The sequence below is a fragment of the Streptomyces sp. NPDC051578 genome (assembly GCF_044454045.1).
Classification (GTDB): Bacteria; Actinomycetota; Actinomycetes; order Streptomycetales; family Streptomycetaceae; genus Streptomyces.
In genome coordinates this window covers 91,462-110,429 of record NZ_JBITDH010000007.1, presented here as the reverse complement: position 1 = coordinate 110,429, position 18,968 = coordinate 91,462, and the positions used below count along the sequence as shown (strand labels likewise).

The following is an 18,968-nucleotide window of genomic DNA, read 5'->3' as shown; positions in this document are numbered from 1 at the left end:
GTCCGGCGGTCTCACCGGGTCACCGGGTCACCGCGTCACCAGCTCGTCCGGTTCCGCCGGGGCCTCCGGCGGCGCGGCACTCCGGTTCGCCGGGCCGCCCGAAGCGGCCGCAGGCTCCTGCCGGCCCCGCTGACGGGGTGCGCGGACCACCGCCCGGGCGGTGCGCCGGCCCCGCGCGGGCACCCCGCGCAGCACCCGCGCCCCCTTGTCCGCACCCCGCCCGAGGAACGCGGCCAGCATCGCGAAGAACGGCGCCAGGTCGTCGGCGGCGAACCAGGCCGCCTCCACCCGGCCGGCCCGCGGCGCGGCCGGGCCGGCCGTCCCCGCATCCCGCCCGGCGCCCGGGCCGAACGGCAGGCGGCGGCCCCGTACGGCCGCCAGCAGCGCGTAGTTCTCCGCGAGGAACACCCGGCCGGGACCGCCCGACGGCTCCGGTACCCGTTGCCCCGTCAGGTCCATGTACATCGCCTGGACGACGTCCAGCCCGCTCGCGTCGGTGAACAGCCGGAACTGCGCGCCGGGACGCGGGTTGAAGTCCACCAGCCGGAAGCAGCCCCGCTCGTCGCGGCGGAAGTCGAGGTCCAAGATGCCCTGGTAGCCGAGCCGTTCGGCGAGTCGCAGCCCCGCCTCCTCCACCGCCGGGTCCGGCAGCCACCGCCCCACCGCCGTGAGCCCCGTCCGCACCGGCCAGGACAGCTCCTTGCGGCCCGAGCCGACGAGCAGCGGGTGGCCGCCCCGGGCGAAGGCGCCGTGGAAGAACCAGTCCGTGTCCGTACCGGCCGGCAGGAACCGCTGGAGCAGCAGCGGGCTCCCCGCCTCCGCCGAGCGCTCGTAGAGCCGCCGCGCCTCGGCGGCGCCGTGCAGCAGCGTGGTGCTCCGCAGCCCGGCGCCCGCGGGCAGCAGCCACGGCCGGCTCCACTTCGCCACCACCGGCAGCCCCAGCCGCCACGCCGCCTCCGCGGCCTCGGCCCCGCTCGCCGGGATCACCGTCTCCGGGTGCGGGATGTCCCAGCGCGCGCACAGCCGGGACAGCTCCGCCTTGTCGGCGACCCGGGCGGGCAGTCCGTCGGGCTGATGGGGGATCCGGTAACGCCCGGTCAGCATCGGCGCCATCCGCGACACCGCGATGGCGCTCAGGTCGTCCATCGCGACCAGCACCGCCGGCCGCCCGATCCGCTCGGACACCCCGACGAGGCACTCCAGCAACGCCTCCGGCGCCTCCGGATCCAGCCCTCCCTCGGGCCCCGGATGCGCGGCGCTCAGGTACCGCGAACGTCCCATGGGACCTCCCCCGGCCTCGACGACGGCATGGACCTCCACGCCCTTGCGGCCAAGGGATCTGACGGCGCCAAGGGTTCCGTGGTGGAACGGATTGCGATCGAGTCTGAGCAGAACAGCGGGCACATGGTTGGCGAACGCGTGCATGGCAGCGGTGTCTTTCACCTAGTCGGACCAAGCGGGAAGGGTACGCACCTGCGAATGGCCTACTGATGGGTCATCGGACAGGCCATTCGTCGGATGTGATGTCTAACGTCGTTGGTGACCGCACCGGTTCAGGAAGCTCGGGAGATGCCATGCGCAGACCACACCGCCGACTGGCGAGCACCTGCATCGGTACGGTCACGGCGGGACTCCTCGCGTCCGGCGCGGCCCTGGCGGCGCCCGAACCGCGGCCGCCGGCCGACTCCGGTTCCGGCTCCGACATCGCCATGGGCGCCTACCTCGACTACGGGCCGCCCGGTGTCGCCCGGATCCCGTACCTGTCGCGCTGGCTGGGCGGCAGGGAGATCCGGGTCGGGCACACGTATCTGCCCGGCGACCGGTGGGCCGGGATCGAGGGCTCCGTCGACTTCCTGGAGGACTGGGCCGAGTGGCGCCAGGCCCGGGACGACCGGATGTTCGTGCTCAACGTGCCCATGCAGGCCCGCAACGAGGACCGGGTGCCGGACTGGCAGGTGGCCCGGCTGATCGGGGCGGGCGCCCGGGGCGATTTCGACGGCCACTTCCGCAGGCTCGCCGAGCGGCTGGTGGAGCTGGGCGTGCCGGACACCGTCATCGTGCTCGGGTGGGAGATGAACGGGTCCACCTACACCCACCGCTGCGGTCCCGACCCGGACCACTGGAAGGCGTACTGGAGGCGCGTCGTCAACACCATGCGCTCCGTGCCCGGACAGAAGTTCAAGTTCGATTTCGCCCCGAACCGGGGTTCGGACGCGATCGGCTGGACCCGGTGCTACCCGGGTGACGACGTGGTCGACATCATCGGGATGGATTCGTACGACCAGGCCCCCGGCCGGACGTTCGACGAGCAGATCAGCCAGCCGTACGGGCTCCAGCAGCACGTCGACTTCGCGAAAGCACACGGCAAGCCGATCTCGTACCCGGAGTGGGGACTGTTCCGGCGCGGGGACAATCCCGAGTACGTGCGGCGCATGCTCAAGTGGATCGAGGAGCACAAGCCGCTCTACCACACCATCACGGACTACTGCCCGCACGGCGTGTGGCAGTGCAAGGCGAACCCGCGGTCGGCCCAGGCCTTCCGCGCCGCGCTGACCCCGCACAGGCCGGACCCGGTCACCCCGACGCCCGTGGTTCCGACCCCACCGGTCGTCCCGACGCCGCCCGTCGTCCCGACGCCGCCCGTCGTGCCCACGCCACCCGCGGTCCCGACGCCGCCGGTCGTGCCCAGCCCCGGCCTCCCGACCCCCGTCGCGTCCGAACCCGTGGCGCCGAGCCCACAGGTCCCGTCGCCGACCCCCACTCCCACGCCCGCCATCCCCAGTCCGCAGGCGCCGGCGTCCGAGACCCCGGTCCCGCTGCCGAGCACACCGGATCCGACCCCCGCGGGGCCCTCGGTCCCGCCGGCCGTCCCGGTCGTTCCCGTCCCCGACCCGGTCCCCGTCCCGTCGGTCACACCCGAGCCCACGCCGAGCCCCACGGCGAAGCCCGAGCCCACACCCACGCCGACACCCGCCCCGTCGGTCCTGCCGAGCCCGCTGGTTCCCGTCGCGCCCAACGTGCCCGTGGTGCCGCCCAAGCCGGAGCCGCCCGGCACGAACAGCACCCAGTGGTGCGTGCCGATCAACTTCGGCGAGTGGCTGTCCAAGCTCGTCGGCAACCAGGCGGTCTGCATCAAGATCGACTGGAGCAAGGGCTCGCTCTGGCCGTTCTAGCCGCCGGCCCCGGCTCCGGCCGGGGCACCACCGGCCCGGTCGCGGGCGCGTCCCTCCCGTCATCGCACCCGCAGTTCGTTCAGCCGGGCCCGCCAGTCCCTGGCGGCGGGCAGCGCCTCGCGCAACGCGTCCACGGCCCGCTCGCGCCCCGTCAGCTGCGACTCGTGCAGCCGCAGCAGGGGCGCGAGCGCGTTCGTGGACAGCAGGAGCCGCTGGTTGACGACCGTCTCGGGCCGCCAGTGGTTCTTGTACGGCTCGTTGCCGCGCAGGAAACTCACCACCGGGCGGCCCTCGGCGAGGGCGCGGCCGGTCTCGTAGCGCAGCAGCAGGGTGGCGATGTCCACCTTCCGGTCGCGCAGGTCCGGATCGGCCCCGTACAGGTAGCCGCCGCTCAGCGCCGCGGACAGCAGCGTGACGTTGGCGGCCACCACCTTGCCGTCCAGCCGGAACTCCGTCAGCCGGCCCTCGCCCGCCCGGACCATCCGCCGGGTCGCCCGCGTGAGGTGCTCGGCGAAGCGCGGCTTGAGGTGCTCGGGGGTGACCCCGCGTCCGCGCCACTGCTTCTCGTGCAGCCGCAGCAGCGTCCGTACCGCCCCCGGCACCTCCTCTTCGGTGACCTCGTGCTCCTCGATCCCGGCGGCGTCGGTCTTGCGGAGCTTGGCCCGGACCCGTTGGGCGCCGGACGCGGGCATGCGCTTGACGAGCTCGTCGAACGGCATGGTCGGCAACTCCATGCAGGTCGAGTCCGCCAGCTTGGCGCGGGCACCGGACCACGCCTCGAAGACGGCTTCGGCCGCGGCGCCGGGCCTGACCTCGCGCAGGTCCACGACGGCGCCGCGGGCAGCCCGGTGCAGGCCCTGGGCCAGCGCCGGGACGACCTGGTCGGCGTGAGCGGGGGCCACGAGCACGTCGAAGTAGTCGGTGATCCCGCCGCCGAGCGCCACCAGCAGCGGCAACGGCCGGTGGACGAGGGTCAGGGCGGCCGCGCCGACCAGTTCCCGCCCGCGCCGTACGAGGAGCAGCCGCAGCCTGCCCTCACGGCCGTAGGACAGCCACCAGGAGTGCAGCCAGGCGTGGCTCTGGAAGGGGGTGGCGAGGGGGCAGGCACGCAGGAGCCGGTTCCATTCCTCCTCCAGCGCGGCGAACTGCCGGGGGTCGCGGCACAGCGTCACCGAGAGGGCCCCGGTGCAGCCCGCAGTCATCGCACGGGCTCCTTCTCCTTGGCCGGGGCGGGCTCGCCCTGCGCGGGCAGCGAGGCGTACTCCTCCACGACGGCCTCCTCGGCGGCGGTCCCTTCCACGGCGGTCCCTCCCACGGCCCCGTCGGCGGCATGGGTCCCGCGGCGCCGCCGCGCGGGGGCGGCCAGCAGCCACAGGCCGCCGAGCAGACCGCCGGCGCACATCCCGACGGCGCCGCTGACGGGTGCCGATGGGGAGGCGGGCTCGGCCGGTGCGACGGCCTGGTTGAACAGGATCAGCTGTACGCCGGTGTTCTTGGCGGCCTGATTGCTGCTCAGGGAGAGCGCGTCGGCGACGGCGTTGGCGATGTCGGCGGCCTCCGACGGGCTCTTGGACGTACCGGTGATGGCGATCATCGGGGAGTCGGGCGAGGTCTCCGCGCGCACCTGCGTGCGCAGCTGCCGGGCGCCGATCCCCGCGCGGGGCTGGGCGTAGGCGAGGGTGGAGCTGCTGGTGGCGATGCGGGCGTAGGCCTGGGCGAAGCCGAGCGCGGTGGCGGGCTCGGTGGTCTCGTTGGGGACGGCCACGACGTAACTGGTGGCGGCGTACTCGGGCGCCTTGAGCACCCCGTAGGCCCCGCCGGCGGCCAGCCCCAGCAGCGCGCAGGCGGGCAACGGCCACCAGGCGGGCGGGCGCGGGACCCGGATCCGGCGGCGGTGGTCGGACTTCTTCTTCTGGTCGGCGGTGTCGGCCATGTGCGTGCTCGCTTCCTGGATGGAGGGGACTTCCTTCGGCCCCCGGACGGGGACCCTTGCGGGAGGACTACTCACCGGACGTGATCGCCGGCGCATGAGGGGAACCCGGCCCCGCCGGCGCTTGAGCCAGACCCGGCCCCGCCTGCGCCTGGTCCGGACCCGGCCCCGCCGGCGCCTGGGACGACATGAGCCGCGTGGGGGCACCCCCGGCGGTGGCCGCGGGAGTTCGGGGCGCGGGGTCCGGGGCGGCGGTCCGGCCGTCCCGGACCGCGGGCCGGGGCAGCTCCGGCCCCACGGGAGCCGGGCCGCGGCCCCACCCCGGCAGGACCGTGTCGTAGACGGCGAGGAGCCGCTCCGCACTGTGCGCGATGTCGTACCGGCGCACCACCGGAGGTACCGGAAGGCGCCGCGCCCCCGCCTCCATGTGCCCCCGCAGCGCCGCGACCAGCTCCTGCGTGCCCGTCCCGATCCGCCGCGCCCCCGGCGCCTGGGCCGGTGGAAGGTCGTCGATCGCCGGGCAGGTGACGTGCAGCACGGGCAGGCCCGCCGCCAGTGCCTCGACTACGGCCAGGCCGAACGCCTCCTCCCGGGAGGGGGACACGAACACGTCCATCGCCGCCAGCAGCGCCGCGACCCCCGGCGTGCGCCCGTCCGGGCCGTCCCCCAGCGGGTCCCGTTCCCCCACGAGGTGGATCCGGCCCTGCGCCCCCAGCTCCCCGGCGAGCCGCCGCAGCGCGGACCGCTCCGGACCGTCCCCGGCCAGCAGCAGGTGCGCCCCGGGCAGCGCCGCCACGGCCCGCACCAGTACGTCGAACCGCTTCCCCGGCACCAGCCGCCCGACGCCGCCCACCACGAAAGCCCGTTCGGGCAGTCCGGTCCGGGCCCGTGTGGAGCGCCGTACGCCCGCGTCGAAGCGGAACCGGGCGGCCTCGATCCCGTTCGGTACGACGTGCACCCGCCCGGCCGGCACCCCCCATGCCTCCAGCCGGGCCGCCACCGTCTCCGAGACGGCCACCGTCGCCGCGCCGAGCCGCTCTCCGGCCAGGTACAGCGCCCGTACGCCGCCCGACAGCGGCCGGCCCTCGATCTCGGCCGCGCCCAGGGAGTGTTCCGTGGCGACGACCGCCCCGACCCCCGCGAGCCGGGCCGCGAGCCGCCCGTACAGGCAGGCCCGGTACAGGTGCGTGTGCACCAGGTCGTACCGGCCGCGCCGGATGAACCGCACCAGCTTCGGCAGTGCGGCCAGGTCCCGGTTCCCCTTCATGGCGAGGTGGACGACCCGGACGCCGTCGGCGCGCAGCCCCTCGGCGACGGATCCCGGGTTGGTCAGCGTCAGCACGTCGCACTGCATCGGCATGTGCCGCAGCAGCAGCCGCAGTTGCTGCTCGGCGCCGCCCACGCCCAGGCCCGTGATGATGTGGAGCGCCTTCACCACCGCACCCCGCGCACCATCTGCCGGGCCTGGTGGCGCAGCTGCTTGACGCGCAGCCGGGCCCCGCCGTCAGCCTGGCTGACGTGCGTGCGCGGCAGGGCGTGCCGTCCCGCGAGCCGGCCGGGGTCGATGGCGCACGCGTACCCGTACCCGGCGGCGGCGGTCGCCGCCACGACTCGGGGGTCGAGGTGCCCGTACGGGTAGCAGAAACCCTCGGGCAGGGTCCCGGTCAGCTCGCGGATCAGCTCGCGGCTGCCGCGCAGCTCCTGCTGGAGCACGTCGTCGGGCGCGGCGGTGAGGTCCTGGTGCAGCAGCCCGTGCGAGCCGATCTCCTGGCCCGACGCGGCGGCTTCGCGGATGCCTTCGGCGGTGAGCAGCGGCTTGCGCGGTCCGAGCGGGTCCCACACGTTGTCGACGCCGAGCCGTCCGGGCAGTACGAACAGGGTGGAGGTGCAGTCGTGGCGGCGCAGCAGGGGCAGCGCCCGGGTCAGGAAGTCGGTGTAGCCGTCGTCGAAGGTGAGCCCCACGAGTCCGGCGTCCCTCCCTGCGTCGCGGGCCCGCAGGAGTTCGCCGACGGAGACCCCGCGCAGGCCCCGGGAGCGCAGCCACAGGAGCTGGGCCTCCAGTGCGTCGGGGGTGACAGTGATGCCGTACGGGTCCTCGGCGGGGTCGGTGAACTCGGTGACCGAGTGGTACATCAGGACCCAGGGGGACGGGGTCCGGCGGGGTGGTACCACCGTGGCGGCGGGCGCCGTGTCGGTGTCAGCGGGCATGACGGAACCTCTGGGTGAGCTGGGAGGTGAGCTGGCTGATCTGTTCGGGCAGGGCGGTGATCTCCAGGGCCCGCATGGCCATCCCGGTGGCCCCGAACATGGCCGGGACGAGCAGGCAGCCGAGTGCGGCGCTGAGCAGCGGGTCGGGGACCTTCGGTCCGGCGATCCACCCGGTGGCGCAGGCCGCGAAGGCGGCGACGGCGAGCCGGCCGATGCTGACGGCGACCCGGCGCACCTGGATCGGGACGATCCGCGAGCCGAGTCCGGTGAGGAGGAGGGCGGCGGTGGCGGTGATGCCGACGGCGTTGGCGGCGGCGATCCCGTAGGTGCCCCACCAGCCGACGGCGAAGGCGCCGGCCACGATGTTGACGAGCAGCCCGGCGCCCATCGCGAGCGCGGGGAACCAGGTGGGCCGGTCGGTCGAGAAGAAGGGCCTGCTCAGCGCCCCGACGAGGCAGTGGCCCAGCAGCCCGAGGCCGTAGACGCGCATGACGGAGGCGGTGGCCTGGGTGTCGTGGTGGGTGAACGCCCCGCGTTCGAAGAGGACCTGGATGATCTGGGGCGCGTACCCGATGACGAAGGCGGTGCCCATCAGGACGGCGAGCGAGGCCAGCGCCAGGTCCTGTTCCACGCGTCGGCGGGCCTTCTCCCGCTCGCCGCCGGCCATGGCCTGGGCGACGACGGGGAAGGTGACCGTGCAGATCATCAGGGAGAGCACCATCGGCATCTGCGCGACCTTCTGCGCGTAGTTGAGGTGCGAGATGGCGCCGGGCGGCAGGGAGGCGGCGAGGAAGCGTTCGACGAGGACCTGCGACTGGCGGAACACGGCGAAGAAGATGACCGGGGCGATCAGCCCGAAGGCGATCAGCGTCGGCCGGTCGCGGTCGCGCTCGCTGCGGTGGGCCGCCTTCACGCGGCCCGGTCCGAAGCCCACGTTGCGGATGAAGGCCGGGAGTTGGACGAGGACCATGAGCGCTCCGCCGACGGCGACTCCGGCGGCCGCCGCGCGCACCCCCCAGAGGGCGTGCAGCGTGATCATCGTGCCGATGATGCCGACGTTGTACGAGACGTAGATCGCGGCGGGCGGCAGGAACGAGCGGTGAGCGCGCAGCGCGGCGCTGAAATACCCGGCGACGCCGAAGGTGAGGACGGTGAGCGCGGTCATCCGGGTGCACTGGACGGCGAGTGCGGGGTCGGGCAGGCCGGGCGCGAGCACGCCCACGACGAGCGGCGCGGCGAGGATCAGCAGGGAGGCGACGGCGGCCAGGAACACGGCGAGGCGCGGCAGGGTGGCTCCGACGAGCAGCCGTACGGGGTCCTGGCTGCGGGCCTCCTTGCGGGTGCGCCCGGCCCGGCTGGCGGCCCGGCGGGCGAGGGCGTGGCTGAACGCGGGCACCATCAGCAGTGCCATGGCGTCCTCGATGAGCAGCGTGGAGGCCATCTCGGGGACGGTCCAGGCGATGAGGAACGCGTCGCTGTCGTGCCCGGCGCCGAAGAGGTGCGCGATGGTCTGGTCCCGTACGAGGCCGAACACCGCCCCCGCCGCGGTGAGTCCGGCGGTGACGGCGGCGGCCTTGGCCAGGAACCGGCCGAGCGGGGCCGGTCCGCCCCCGCCGCGCCGCGCGTCCTGCCCGGGCACGTCACCGGCCGGCCCGGTCCCGTCGGTGCCGGGCGCCGCCGCCGTCTGCGGCGTCGGCGCCGTCTCCGGCGTCGGCGCCGTCTCCGGCGTCGGCGCCGTCGGTTCGGTGCGGGCGGCGCGGGGCAGGCGGACGCGTTCCCCGGGCGGCTCGCCGGGGGAGGCGGCCGACGGGGGCTCCGTGTCCGGCGGACGGCCCGCGGCCGCGGCGAGGTCGGTCGCCGAGGCCCGGGGCCGCCACGGCGTCGTATCGGTCACCGGCCGGCCGGCCCCTCGGGGACGGGCCGGGCCGGGAGCACGGAGGCGGCACCCCCGGGTCCGGAGGGCAGGGCCCACCACGCGGCCAGTCCGATGATCACTCCGGTCAGCACGGTCGACGGCCCCCCGATGTCGGCGTAGAGGAAGTCGGTCAGCTGCCACACGAGCAGTCCGACCGCGATCAGCCCGCAGTCGCGCAGGCCGCGTTCACCGCCGGCCGTGTACCGGCGCAGGCCCGCGACCAGCAGTACGGCCCAGCCGCCCGCCAGCGCGGTCAGTCCGATCAGCCCCTGCTCGCTCAGCACCAGCAGGTACATGTTGTGCGGGGACAGCAGCGGCTGCTTGACGAAGGCCTGGCCGGCGCCCGCGGTGTCACTGCCCGAGGACAGCGCCAGCGAGGAGTGGCCGTCCCGGTTGGCGGGGAAGCCCTTGAGGCCCACCCCGGCGGCCGGCCGCTCCCGCCACATCGACTCGGCGGCGGCCCACATCGTGTACCGGTCGGTGACCGACTGGTCGGGGGCGTCGGAGACCTGGGTGATCGAGGTCAGCCGCTCGGCGACCATCTCGGAGCCCACCCCGAACCCGCCCACGAGCACCACGCCCACCGCCGCCAGCGCCACGACCACCTTGAGCGCCCGCCGGATCCCGGCGAGCACCATCACCAGGACCGCCGCGCCGGCCGTCGCGATCCACGCGCCCCGGCTGAACGACAGCACGAGCGGCACCGTCAGGGCCGCCGCGCAGCCGGCCGCGATCCGCCGGACCCGGCCGGGCAGTCCCGGCGCGAGGGCGGCGGCGGTCGCCACGACCAGCCCGTAGGCGACGACCGTGGCCATGCCCATGACGTCGCCGGGGCCGAAGGTGCCCACCGCCCGGATGTCCGCTCCCTGGTACGAGGCACCGGTGTGGGTGGCGAACTGGACGACGCCCAGCGCGCCCTGCACCAGCGCCAGCACCACGAAGCACCCCGCGGCCAGCCGGAACTCCCCGGCGTCGCGCACCAGCAGCACGATCGCCGCCGGCACCAGCACGAAGACCTGGAGGTAGCGCACGAACCCCGGCAGGGCCGCGTACGGGTCCCCCGCCGTCACCGTCGCCACCGCGAGCCCCACTGCGGGCAGCCCGAGGACGAGCGCGCCGAGCGGGCTCAGCGCCCGTACCCGGCCCTGGAGGGCCCGCAGCGCGCAGACGGCCACGAGCAGCAGGGAGGCGGCGTCGGCCGGCCCGACCTTGCCGGAGGTGCTCGCGTCCCCCGCGGGCAGCGGGGCGAGCAGCAGCAGGACGGTCGCGGCCAGCGGCAGCAGCGGCCAGTGCCGGCGCAGCAGCGGCCCGGCGTACGGGCGGCCCCGCGGGCGGGAGTTCGATACGGCGAGAGTCATGCTCAGCTGCCTCCCAGCCGGAAACGGAAGAAGGAGGCCGCGGTCCGGGCCAGGATCCACAGGTCCTGCCACAGCGACCAGGTGTCGATGTAGTGGTTGTCGAAGCGGGCCCGGTCCTCGATGGAGGTGTCCCCCCGCAGGCCGTTGATCTGCGCGAGCCCGGTGATCCCGACCGGCATCCGGTGGCGCGCCTCGTAGCCCGGGTGGACGGTGCTGAACTTCGCGACGAAGAAAGGCCTCTCGGGGCGGGGGCCGACCAGGCTCATGTCACCCCGTACGACGTTCCACAGCTGCGGCAGCTCGTCCAGCGAGGACTTGCGCAGGAAGGAGCCGATCGGGCTCATCCGGCGGTCCCCCGCGACGGTCCACCGGGTGGCGGACTCGTGCGCGTCGGCGCTCAGGGTGCGGAACTTGAGCAGGGTGAAGGGCCGCCCGTACAGGCCGACGCGCTCCTGACGGAAGATCACCCCGGGCCCGTCGGAGAGCCGTACGGCCAGCGCGCACGCTCCCATCACGGGTGCCGCGGCCAGCAGCGCCACCGCGGCGAGGGAGGAGTCGATGATCCGCTTCGCGTGCCGCTCCAGCGACCGGGAGGGCCGCGGGAGCAGCGGCTGCACGGCGTACCCCCACAACTGGTCGGCGGGCTCGGCCACCCGCATGCCGGTCACCTTGGCGGTCCCGGCCGGATCGGCGAGCCAGAGCCGGCAGCCGTGGTCGTGGAAGAGCCGGACCAGCGAGGCGGTGCGCTCGTCGGCCTCGGGCGGCCGGGTGAACACGGCGTGCCGGACGGAGTTCTGGATGACGGCGCGCCGCACGTCCTCGTGGGTGGAGAGCACCGGCAGCGGGCCGCTGTCCGCGTCGGGCGCTGAGCCGGTGTCGGCGATCCCGACCGGCCGCAGCCCGTACTCGCGCCGTCCGTGCAGCGCGGCGGCGACGGCTCCCGCGCCCTCCCCGCGCCCGACCACCAGCGCGGAACAGGGTCTGCGCAGGGCCGCCCGGCGGCGGAGCTGGTTGACGAACCCCCGACCCGTGCAGGCCAGTACGGTCTGCACGCACAGGGCGCCGAGCAGCACCTGCCACCCGAGCGCCTGCTCCGGCCGGACGGCGGCCAGCACGGCGGCGGCGCCGCACCACAGCACGGCGGCCCGCCCGGCCAGCGCGGGCAGCTCGCGCAGCGCGGAGGGCGCGAGCCGGGGCCGGTAGAGCCCGGCCTGCGCGTGCAGTGCGGTGACCAGGACGGCGAGGGGCACCGCGAGTCCGGCGGTGGGCTGCAGCCCGGGTACGGCCGCGGTGGTGAGGACGGCGGCCAGCGCGTCGGCGGTCAGCAGCGGGAGGTTCCCGTAGCCGCGCCGGGCCCGCTGCGGCCGGACGGCGGGCCGGGCCTGCTCGGCCTTGGGCCGGCGCGGGGGGTGGATGGCGGTCACGGCACGGCGGACGGCGGTGGTGCCGCCGGCGGGCCCCGTGCCGCTCTGCCCGGTGTGCCGGGCGGGTGCGCTGTCCATCGTCATCGGCTGATGCGCTCCATGTTCGAGGGCTTGGGGGTCCCCCCGGCGGGGCCGGGGGTCTGGTCCCGGCCGGGCGGGGGGGCGGCCGTGCCCAGCAGTTCGAGGTACAGGCCGGTGACCGCGTCCGTGGTCCTCCGTACGTCGAACTCGGTCCGGGCGTGCTGCCGGGCCTGCTCCCCCAGTTCGGTGAGCAGCCGCGGTTCGGCGAGCAGCCGTCCCAGGGCCTTGGCCAGCGCCGTCGGGTCCTGCGGCGGCACCAGGCACAGCCGTCCCTGGCCGGGCGGCAGGCTCTCCCGGGCACCGCTGACGTCGGAGACCAGGACCGGTCGGCCGCAGGCCATGGCTTCGAGCGGGGCGAGCGCCATTCCTTCCCACCGCGACGGCAGTACAACGATGTCGGCGGCCCGAAGCCACGGTCGGATGTCGGCGGCGGCTCCGGCGAAGTGCACGCCGGGCGGCGCGCAGTGCCGTAGCGCTTCGCCGTCGGGGCCGTCGCCGACCAGCACCAGACGGGCCTGCGGGACCGTCCCCAGCACCTCGGGCCAGGCGCGGAGCAGGATGTCCTGGCCCTTCTGCGGGCAGAGCCGTCCGACGCAGACGGCCAGCGGCCCCTCGCCCCGGAAGGCGTCGGGCAGCGGCAGCGCGGCGCGCGCGCCGGCCCGGTCCTCGTCCCGGTCGGAGCGGCCGGGGCGGAAGTGGGAGAGGTCCACGCCGTTGCGGATCACCGACCAGCGGGCGGTGATGCCTTCCGACTCCCCGGCCCGGCGCTCCGATTCGCTGACGCAGAGCACCCGGTCGGCCCAGCGGGCCCCGAACCGCTCCCAGCGCAGCGCGAGCGCGGCGGTGGCCCCGCCGACGGCGTCGAAGGACCAGGCGTGGGGCTGGAAGACGGTGGGCACGGAGCCTCGTACGGCGAGCCGTCCGGCGAGGCCGGCCTTGGCGCTGTGGGCGTGCAGGAGGTCGGGGCGGACGCGGCGGACCAGCCGCAGCGCGCCGAGGACTTCGGCGGGCAGGGCCGGCCCGGGGGACCGTCCCGCGTGCCAGGTGTGGACCTCGGCCCCGGCCTCACGCGCGGCTCCGCCGAGCTGTCCGCCGTCCGGGCAGCCGACGACGACGCGCAGCCCGGCGGCGGACTGGGCCCGCACGAGGTCGGTGACGACGCGGGCGACCCCGCCGTCGACGGGCTGGACCAGGTGGAGGACGGTGAACGGCTCTGCGGCCGGGTGTGGGGAGGGGCGGTGCGGGGACTGTGCTGTCGGACGATGTGTCGGCACGTGGAGTGGTCTCCTGCGTTCAGCGGCGCGCGTCTGTCTGAACGAAGAGCACGCCGAGGAATTGACCCTGGCTTTCGCCCGTGAACTTGAAGCTCAGACTGCGGGCGCCACCGGACAGGGCGGGACTCAGATCGAACACGTCCGCGTCGTATCCGAGATTATTCATATATTCAGGCTGTCGCACGAACGACTGCCCGAATTCCGTGATGGTGGAATTCATGACGTCGTTGAAGGGGTTTTCCGAATCGCTGATGCTTACCCGGCGGCCACTGTCGGCGGTCACCGTCAGTGAGTCCCCCAGGTTCCCCCGGTCGCCGTCGTAGGCGACCACCCCGAGCCGCCCCGCGGAGCCCGCCGGGGCGTTCAGCCCGGCCAGCTCCACCGTCTCCCCGGCCGCCTCGCCGGCCCCGGACTCCAGACCCTCGAAGCCGTCCCAGAGCGAGACCCGGCGCAGCGGCTCCTGCGGCTGCTCGTACGCGGCGACGAGCGTCCAGCCGCCCCAGGCGCCCGCCTCCGAGCGGCCCATGGCGATGTTCAGCTGGGCCACCGTCCACATCCCGGTCCCGCCCTTGCGCACCAGCGGGGTCACATCGGCCGAGGCCTGGTAGGCGTCGCTCGCCGCGTCGGTGCGGTGCCCGACCACGGTGTCCGCCAGCACTTCCTTGTACGCCCCGCCGGGCTCGGCGACCAGCACCCGGCCGCTGTCCTCCGGCGGCTTCTGCTCGCCCACCCGCAGGTTCCCGCCCCAGTACAGCCGGGCGTACGCGACCTTCGCCCCCTGCGGGATCTTGAGCTCGGCCCGGGTCGAGTTGTAGGTGTCGGGGTCCTTGTCGACCTCCGTGTAGAACATGTCGTAGTCACTGTTGACCCCCGCCGCACCGCGCTTCACCTCCGCGCAGGGCTCGGACTGCGGCGCCTCCTCCTTGCGGCAGGTGATCGAGGAGTTCGACGCGCGGACCAGGCCGCCGTGCAGCACCGCCTGGTAGCGCTGCGTGAACGGGACGCGGGGCAGCTCCCTGACGGCGGCGGTCTCCGCCGCGGCGGGCGTGGCCGCACCGGCCACGGGGACGTTGGCCGAAAGCATGAGGCAGGACAGAAGACCGAGCGCGCCGAGGATTCTTCGGGGGGAACCCATGACCCTGCCTCCTATTTTCGATCAAGGGGACAAAACAGGAGTGAACTTTGTCAGAAAGCAGGGCTGAAATCACGCGGGACTCGCTCGTACGGCCTTTTGGGCGATAACTCGCACCCTCGCAGCGGGCGGGTCGTTATGCAGGTGCACCTTGTTCGAACGGAAAGGGAAAAGCGGAGATGAAGGACGGTGCGACGGCGGACACCCCCGCCCCGCGCGTCCCCACCGCCGCGCCCGACTCCGCGCCGTAGCCCCTCGCTCGGCACCATCCTCGTCAACGCCCGCCGTCAACCGTGATGTCCGAAACTTCGGCATCCGGGTGAAGACACGCAACCCGAGCCGGGGCCGGGCCGTTGATCCGGATGCTCCAAGTAACGGGCAATCCTGCAAAAAAGGGACGACAATGATCAAGAAGTTTGCGGCCGGCGCAGCGGTTGCCGCCTCCGTCGTGGGCCTTGGTGCCGCCATGGCGCCCCAGGCGATGGCCATCGGCAACGACAACGGCATCAACACCGTCAACGGCAACGGCGCCTCGCAGATCTACGGCAACCAGGCCACCTACGGCAACATGAGCCCCCAGATGGCGCTGATCCAGGGCTCGTTCAACAAGCCCTGCATCGCCCTGCCGGCCAAGGCCAACGTCCAGTCGATCCTCGCCCTGGTCAACGTCGGCGTCCAGGACGTCCCGATCCTGTCCAACCCGCAGAACCAGCAGTGCACCGAGAACTCCACCCAGGCCAAGGGCGACGAGCCGCTCTCGCACATCCTGGACAACATCCCGGTCCTGTCGGGCAACGTCTCCTCCGGCAGCTGAGCGCACCCCGCGCCGGGGACGGGGCCGCCGCACCTTCGGGTCGCGGCGGCCCCGCCGCGTATGGACCCTTTCCGCGGGCCGGCGCGGGCCCCGGCCGAATCCGCCGGAGAATTCCGACGCGCGGATGCGGGGGCGTCGGGGTGAAATGACCGACCACCCTCGGAAATAGCCGGTTTCTTTTTCCGGACCCACTCGTTGTTAATTTTGCAGTGGATACGCCTCTGCAGGAAGGATCGAAAACAAATGACGTACAAGAAGGCAGTGGTGCTGGCCGCCGGCGTTCTGATGGCCGCCGGTGCCGCCTCTCCCGCCATGGCCGACGCGGGTGCCGAGGGTGCGGCCGTGGGGTCCCCCGGTGTCCTCTCCGGCAACCTGGTCCAGGTCCCGGTGCACGTGCCGATCAACGTCTGCGGCAACACCGTCAACGTGATCGCGCTGCTGAACCCGGCGTTCGGCAACGTCTGCGTCAACGACTGACGAAGCGCTCGCGCCCGCAAGGGCACACCTCCTCGCCAGTGGCCTCGGAGTGCACGGCGGTGCACTCCGAGGCCATTTCGATTCAGCACCGGCGAGAGCGCCGGTAGACAGGGAAGGACCCATGCGACAGGTACTGAGCCGACAGGTACTGGGCAAGGGGGTGCTCACGGCGGCGGCCGCTTCGAGCCTGCTGTCGATCGCGACCGGCGCGGCCTACGCGTTCCCGGGGGCCATGGCCGAAGCCGCGCACTCGCCGGGCGTGGCGTCCGGCAACGCCGTCTCCGTACCGATCACGTTCTCCCCGAACGTGTGCGGCAACAGCGTGGACGGGGGTGCGGCGCTCAACCCGGCGTTCGGGAACACCTGCGCCACCACCACCGGATCCGACGCCGACTTCGACTACGAGCGCTACCTGAGCCCGGAGCACGCCGAGGCCTTCGAGCGCTACCTCGACGAGCATCAGGGCCGTCACGCGCTCCCCCGCCAGCGCCACGAGGAGGAGGCGGCCCCGGCCACCCGGCAGCACGCCCCGCGCCACGCGGCCCCGCAGCCCTCGGCCCCGCCCCGCGGCTCCATGCACCACGAGGCCCCGGCGGCGGCCCCGCAGCAGCCGGCCCCGGCGCACGCCGCCCCGCAGCACGCGGCGCCGCAGCACCAGGCTCCGCAGCACGCCGCGCCGCACCACCAGGCCCCGGCGGCGGCCCCGCAGCACCAAGCCCCGGCGCACGTGACCCCCGCACACGCCGCCCCGCAGCACCAAGCCCCGGCGCACGCGACCCCGCAGCACGAGGTCCCCCGGCACGAGGCCCCCCGCGCCGAACCCGCGCGGCCGGCGGCCCCGCACCACGAGTCCCCCCGTACCGGGCTCCCGCGGCCGGCGGAGTCGCACGACGGTTCCGGGTACGGCGGCGGCCGGGGCGAGGAGTGCGACGACCACCCGCGGGCCGCGCACCCCGCGCCGCCCGCGCCGCCGCAGGCCGAGGAGGAGGCGCCCCACACCCTCCCGGCCCCGGTGGAGGAAGAGGCCCCGCACACCCTCCCCGCCCCGGTGGAAGAGGGCCCCGGCGGACCGCCGCACGGCAGCCAGGTCGTGGAGCACCCCGCGCCCGCGCCGGAGGCGCCGCGTCCCGCCGACCAGCCGCCGGCCGCTCCCGCCGGGGACGTCCCCGTCCACGTGCTCCCCGCACCGGCCCCCGCTCCGGCACCGGCTCCGGCCCCCGTCCCGGCCCGCCCGCAGGTCCAGGCGCCGGAGCTGGCCGCCACCGGCGCCGGCCAGCCCGGTGCCGCGGCGGCGCTCGCCGCGGCACTGGTCCTGGGCGGCGCCATTCTCTACCGGCGGTCGCGGGCCGCCTGACGAGCAATACCGGTAATCAGAAGAAATGTCGGCCGGAGAATCCCAGGTTCGGATTCTCCGGCCGCCGCCGTGCCCGCTCGCGCGTTTCCGTATCCCCCGGGAATCGTTAGCCAGGTCGAAAGCGGCGCGACGGTCGCCGCTGGAAAAGGATTTCGAGAAAATGAAGTTCACGAAGGTCGCCGCAGTAGTCGCCGGCTCGGTCGCCGCCCTCGCCGCCACCGCTCCCGCCTTCGCGGCCGAGACGGCGGCGGCCATGCCCCCCATGAGTCTGACGGGCGGGGTGACGGAGACCTTGAACGCCGTCAACCCCGTCTCCGAGGCCCTCCCCCAGACGGCGGGCAACGCGCTGGCCGAGCAGGGCGACACCGTGGGCAAGGTCGTCGGCACCGTGCAGAGCGTCAACAGGGTCCGCAACAACGCGCCCGGCGAGGTGATGAAGCTCGCGGACGGGGCCACCCAGGCGACCCCGATGCTCGGCGGCGTCCACCTCAACGGCGGGGCCAACTGACCTGCGGGAACCGGCCGGTTCCCGGCATGACTGTGGGCGCCACCGGCGAGGCCGGGGCGCCCACAGTCGGATGTGCCGACGTCAGTCGTTGACGCAGACGTTGCCGAACGCCGGGTTCAGCAGCGCGATCACGTTGACGGTGTTGCCGCAGACGTTGATCGGCACGTGCACCGGGACCTGGACCAGGTTGCCCGAGAGGACACCGGGGGACCCCACGGCCGCGCCCTCGGCACCCGCGTCGGCGGTGGCGGCACCCGCGGCACCGGCCACGGCGAGACCAGCGGAGGCCAGGGCCACGGCGGCCTTCTTGGCAGCAGAGTTCATGGGAAGTGCACCTTCTCTTCGACGTCCTGCCCCGATCCCGGGGCTCACATCGAGCGAAACGGTTCAGTTCCCCGAACGACACGGGTACGGGCGGGACCAGACCTGTTCAGCCCAATAGTCGTAATCCCGCACCGTGTTCGCGTCCGCACTCCGCCACCCGGCGAGGACGGCCCGCCGCACCCTCAGGGAAGGTCGGGCACGTCGGGGATCTCGGGGATCAGGTCGGTGGGCGGCTTGAGCGGACTCGCCACCGGCGGCACTGCCGGAGTGGCGGGTACCGCCGGGACGGAGACCGACGGGGTCTTCTTGACCGCGTCGACCGGCAGCGTCGGCAGTGACGGCAGGGAGGGCAGCGCCGGCAACGCGGGGATCTCCGGCAGCTTCGGCAGCTCGATCGGCGGCAGGGTTACCCCGGCAGGCAGCAGGCTCGTCAGCGACTTGAGCAGGTCCTGCAGCGTCTTGAGCAGACCGGCGAGCAGATCGTCGATCGGCCCGGCCGCCGCCTTGGCCGCCTCCACTTCCTTCACCTGCTGCTGGACGGCCGCCACCCGACGCGTGAGCGAGGCGGCACTGTCGCCGCCCACGGCACTTGCAGGGGCTGCCGCGCCGGCAAGTATGACGGCGGCGAGGGCCGACGGGACAAGGACGCGGGTGCGGAACGGCTTCGTGCGCATGGGTTTCCTTACGGTGGTCGCACAGAAGTGGACCCCAACGATCCACTTCCTTACCCACCGTGCGAACACCTTGCACGGAGCGCAACCGGAGGGCCACGGACGGCCCTCCTCGTGCGGGCCGTCCGGGCGGATCGCCCCTGCGGGCCGCCCGGACAGCTCGTACGTGCGGGCCGCGTCCGGATTTCACGCGCACGTCCCCGGGGCGCTCCCGCCCCGGCGGCAACCGCGCTACTCCGAACGGGCCGTTTGAGTGAAGCAGCGGAACCAACCCCGTGGAGGAGCAGTTGATCAGGGCGCTCCACTAGCGGGCACTCGTGCGACA

General features: G+C 74.2%; 17 protein-coding genes. 5 read left to right on the top strand and 12 right to left on the bottom strand.

What is annotated here, in order from left to right; genetic code table 11:
• Window positions 1–27: 27 nt before the first annotated feature.
• Window positions 28–1,425 carry an ATP-grasp domain-containing protein gene (locus ACIA6C_RS25750; RefSeq protein WP_399279266.1) on the bottom strand — a complete coding sequence of 466 codons (1,398 nt, stop codon included), beginning with the start codon at window positions 1,423–1,425 and terminating at the stop codon, window positions 28–30.
• 149 nt (window positions 1,426–1,574) lie between these two features.
• On the opposite strand from ACIA6C_RS25750, the gene ACIA6C_RS25745 reads away from it, so the two are divergent.
• A complete protein-coding gene (locus tag ACIA6C_RS25745) occupies window positions 1,575–3,173 on the top strand; it encodes a glycoside hydrolase family 26 protein (protein WP_399279264.1) in 1,599 nt (532 codons plus the stop codon).
• Between the two features lie 59 nt (window positions 3,174–3,232).
• Here ACIA6C_RS25745 and ACIA6C_RS25740 read toward each other — a convergent pair whose 3' ends face one another.
• The 9 genes from ACIA6C_RS25740 to ACIA6C_RS25700 all read right to left on the bottom strand — a co-directional run bounded on the left by ACIA6C_RS25740 (window position 3,233) and on the right by ACIA6C_RS25700 (window position 14,498).
• Window positions 3,233–4,375, bottom strand: coding sequence for a GNAT family N-acetyltransferase (locus tag ACIA6C_RS25740; RefSeq protein ID WP_399279262.1), 1,143 nt, complete (start codon window positions 4,373–4,375; stop codon window positions 3,233–3,235).
• Window positions 4,372–5,106 carry a lipopolysaccharide biosynthesis protein gene (locus ACIA6C_RS25735; RefSeq protein ID WP_399279260.1) on the bottom strand — a complete coding sequence of 245 codons (735 nt, stop codon included), beginning with the start codon at window positions 5,104–5,106 and terminating at the stop codon, window positions 4,372–4,374. The genes ACIA6C_RS25740 and ACIA6C_RS25735 overlap by 4 nt, the downstream gene beginning before the upstream one ends.
• Window positions 5,107–5,173: 67 nt before the next feature.
• Entirely contained in the window at window positions 5,174–6,538 is a 1,365-nt protein-coding gene (locus ACIA6C_RS25730; RefSeq protein ID WP_399279521.1) for a glycosyltransferase, read from the bottom strand.
• Window positions 6,535–7,311 carry a polysaccharide deacetylase family protein gene (locus ACIA6C_RS25725; RefSeq protein WP_399279258.1) on the bottom strand — a complete coding sequence of 259 codons (777 nt, stop codon included), beginning with the start codon at window positions 7,309–7,311 and terminating at the stop codon, window positions 6,535–6,537. Before ACIA6C_RS25725 ends, ACIA6C_RS25730 begins: the two co-directional genes overlap by 4 nt.
• Entirely contained in the window at window positions 7,301–9,076 is a 1,776-nt protein-coding gene (locus ACIA6C_RS25720) for a lipid II flippase MurJ (protein ID WP_399279519.1), read from the bottom strand. The genes ACIA6C_RS25725 and ACIA6C_RS25720 overlap by 11 nt, the downstream gene beginning before the upstream one ends.
• A gap of 125 nt (window positions 9,077–9,201) precedes the next feature.
• Window positions 9,202–10,584, bottom strand: a complete 1,383-nt coding sequence (locus tag ACIA6C_RS25715) for an O-antigen ligase family protein (protein WP_399279256.1) — start codon at window positions 10,582–10,584, stop codon at window positions 9,202–9,204.
• Window positions 10,585–10,586: 2 nt separating this feature from the next.
• Window positions 10,587–12,092, bottom strand: coding sequence for an exopolysaccharide biosynthesis polyprenyl glycosylphosphotransferase (locus tag ACIA6C_RS25710; protein ID WP_399279253.1), 1,506 nt, complete (start codon window positions 12,090–12,092; stop codon window positions 10,587–10,589).
• Window positions 12,089–13,282 (bottom strand): glycosyltransferase, encoded by a 1,194-nt coding sequence (locus ACIA6C_RS25705; protein ID WP_399279517.1) that lies wholly within the window; start codon window positions 13,280–13,282, stop codon window positions 12,089–12,091. The genes ACIA6C_RS25710 and ACIA6C_RS25705 overlap by 4 nt, the downstream gene beginning before the upstream one ends.
• Before the next feature lie 100 nt (window positions 13,283–13,382).
• Complete coding sequence (locus ACIA6C_RS25700) at window positions 13,383–14,498, bottom strand: DUF3344 domain-containing protein (RefSeq protein ID WP_399279251.1); 1,116 nt, start codon at window positions 14,496–14,498, stop codon at window positions 13,383–13,385.
• Between the two features lie 400 nt (window positions 14,499–14,898).
• On the opposite strand from ACIA6C_RS25700, the gene ACIA6C_RS25695 reads away from it, so the two are divergent.
• The 4 genes from ACIA6C_RS25695 (at window position 14,899) to ACIA6C_RS25680 (ending at window position 17,648) form a co-directional block, all read left to right on the top strand.
• A complete protein-coding gene (locus ACIA6C_RS25695; protein WP_329195967.1) occupies window positions 14,899–15,309 on the top strand; it encodes a rodlin in 411 nt (136 codons plus the stop codon).
• A 243-nt stretch (window positions 15,310–15,552) separates the two neighbouring features.
• Entirely contained in the window at window positions 15,553–15,786 is a 234-nt protein-coding gene (locus ACIA6C_RS25690) for a chaplin (RefSeq protein WP_399279249.1), read from the top strand.
• Between the two features lie 121 nt (window positions 15,787–15,907).
• The gene (locus ACIA6C_RS25685; protein ID WP_399279247.1) at window positions 15,908–17,140 is read left to right on the top strand and encodes a chaplin family protein; all 1,233 of its coding nucleotides are present in this window, start codon (window positions 15,908–15,910) and stop codon (window positions 17,138–17,140) included.
• 160 nt (window positions 17,141–17,300) lie between these two features.
• Window positions 17,301–17,648: a hypothetical protein gene (locus tag ACIA6C_RS25680; protein WP_361137233.1), complete on the top strand. Its 348-nt coding sequence runs from the start codon at window positions 17,301–17,303 to the stop codon at window positions 17,646–17,648.
• 81 nt (window positions 17,649–17,729) lie between these two features.
• Here the strand turns inward: ACIA6C_RS25680 and ACIA6C_RS25675 are convergent, their stop codons facing one another.
• Window positions 17,730–17,972: a chaplin gene (locus ACIA6C_RS25675; protein ID WP_361137234.1), complete on the bottom strand. Its 243-nt coding sequence runs from the start codon at window positions 17,970–17,972 to the stop codon at window positions 17,730–17,732.
• A gap of 182 nt (window positions 17,973–18,154) precedes the next feature.
• A complete protein-coding gene (locus tag ACIA6C_RS25670; RefSeq protein WP_399279245.1) occupies window positions 18,155–18,646 on the bottom strand; it encodes a hypothetical protein in 492 nt (163 codons plus the stop codon).
• Window positions 18,647–18,968 lie beyond the last annotated feature (322 nt).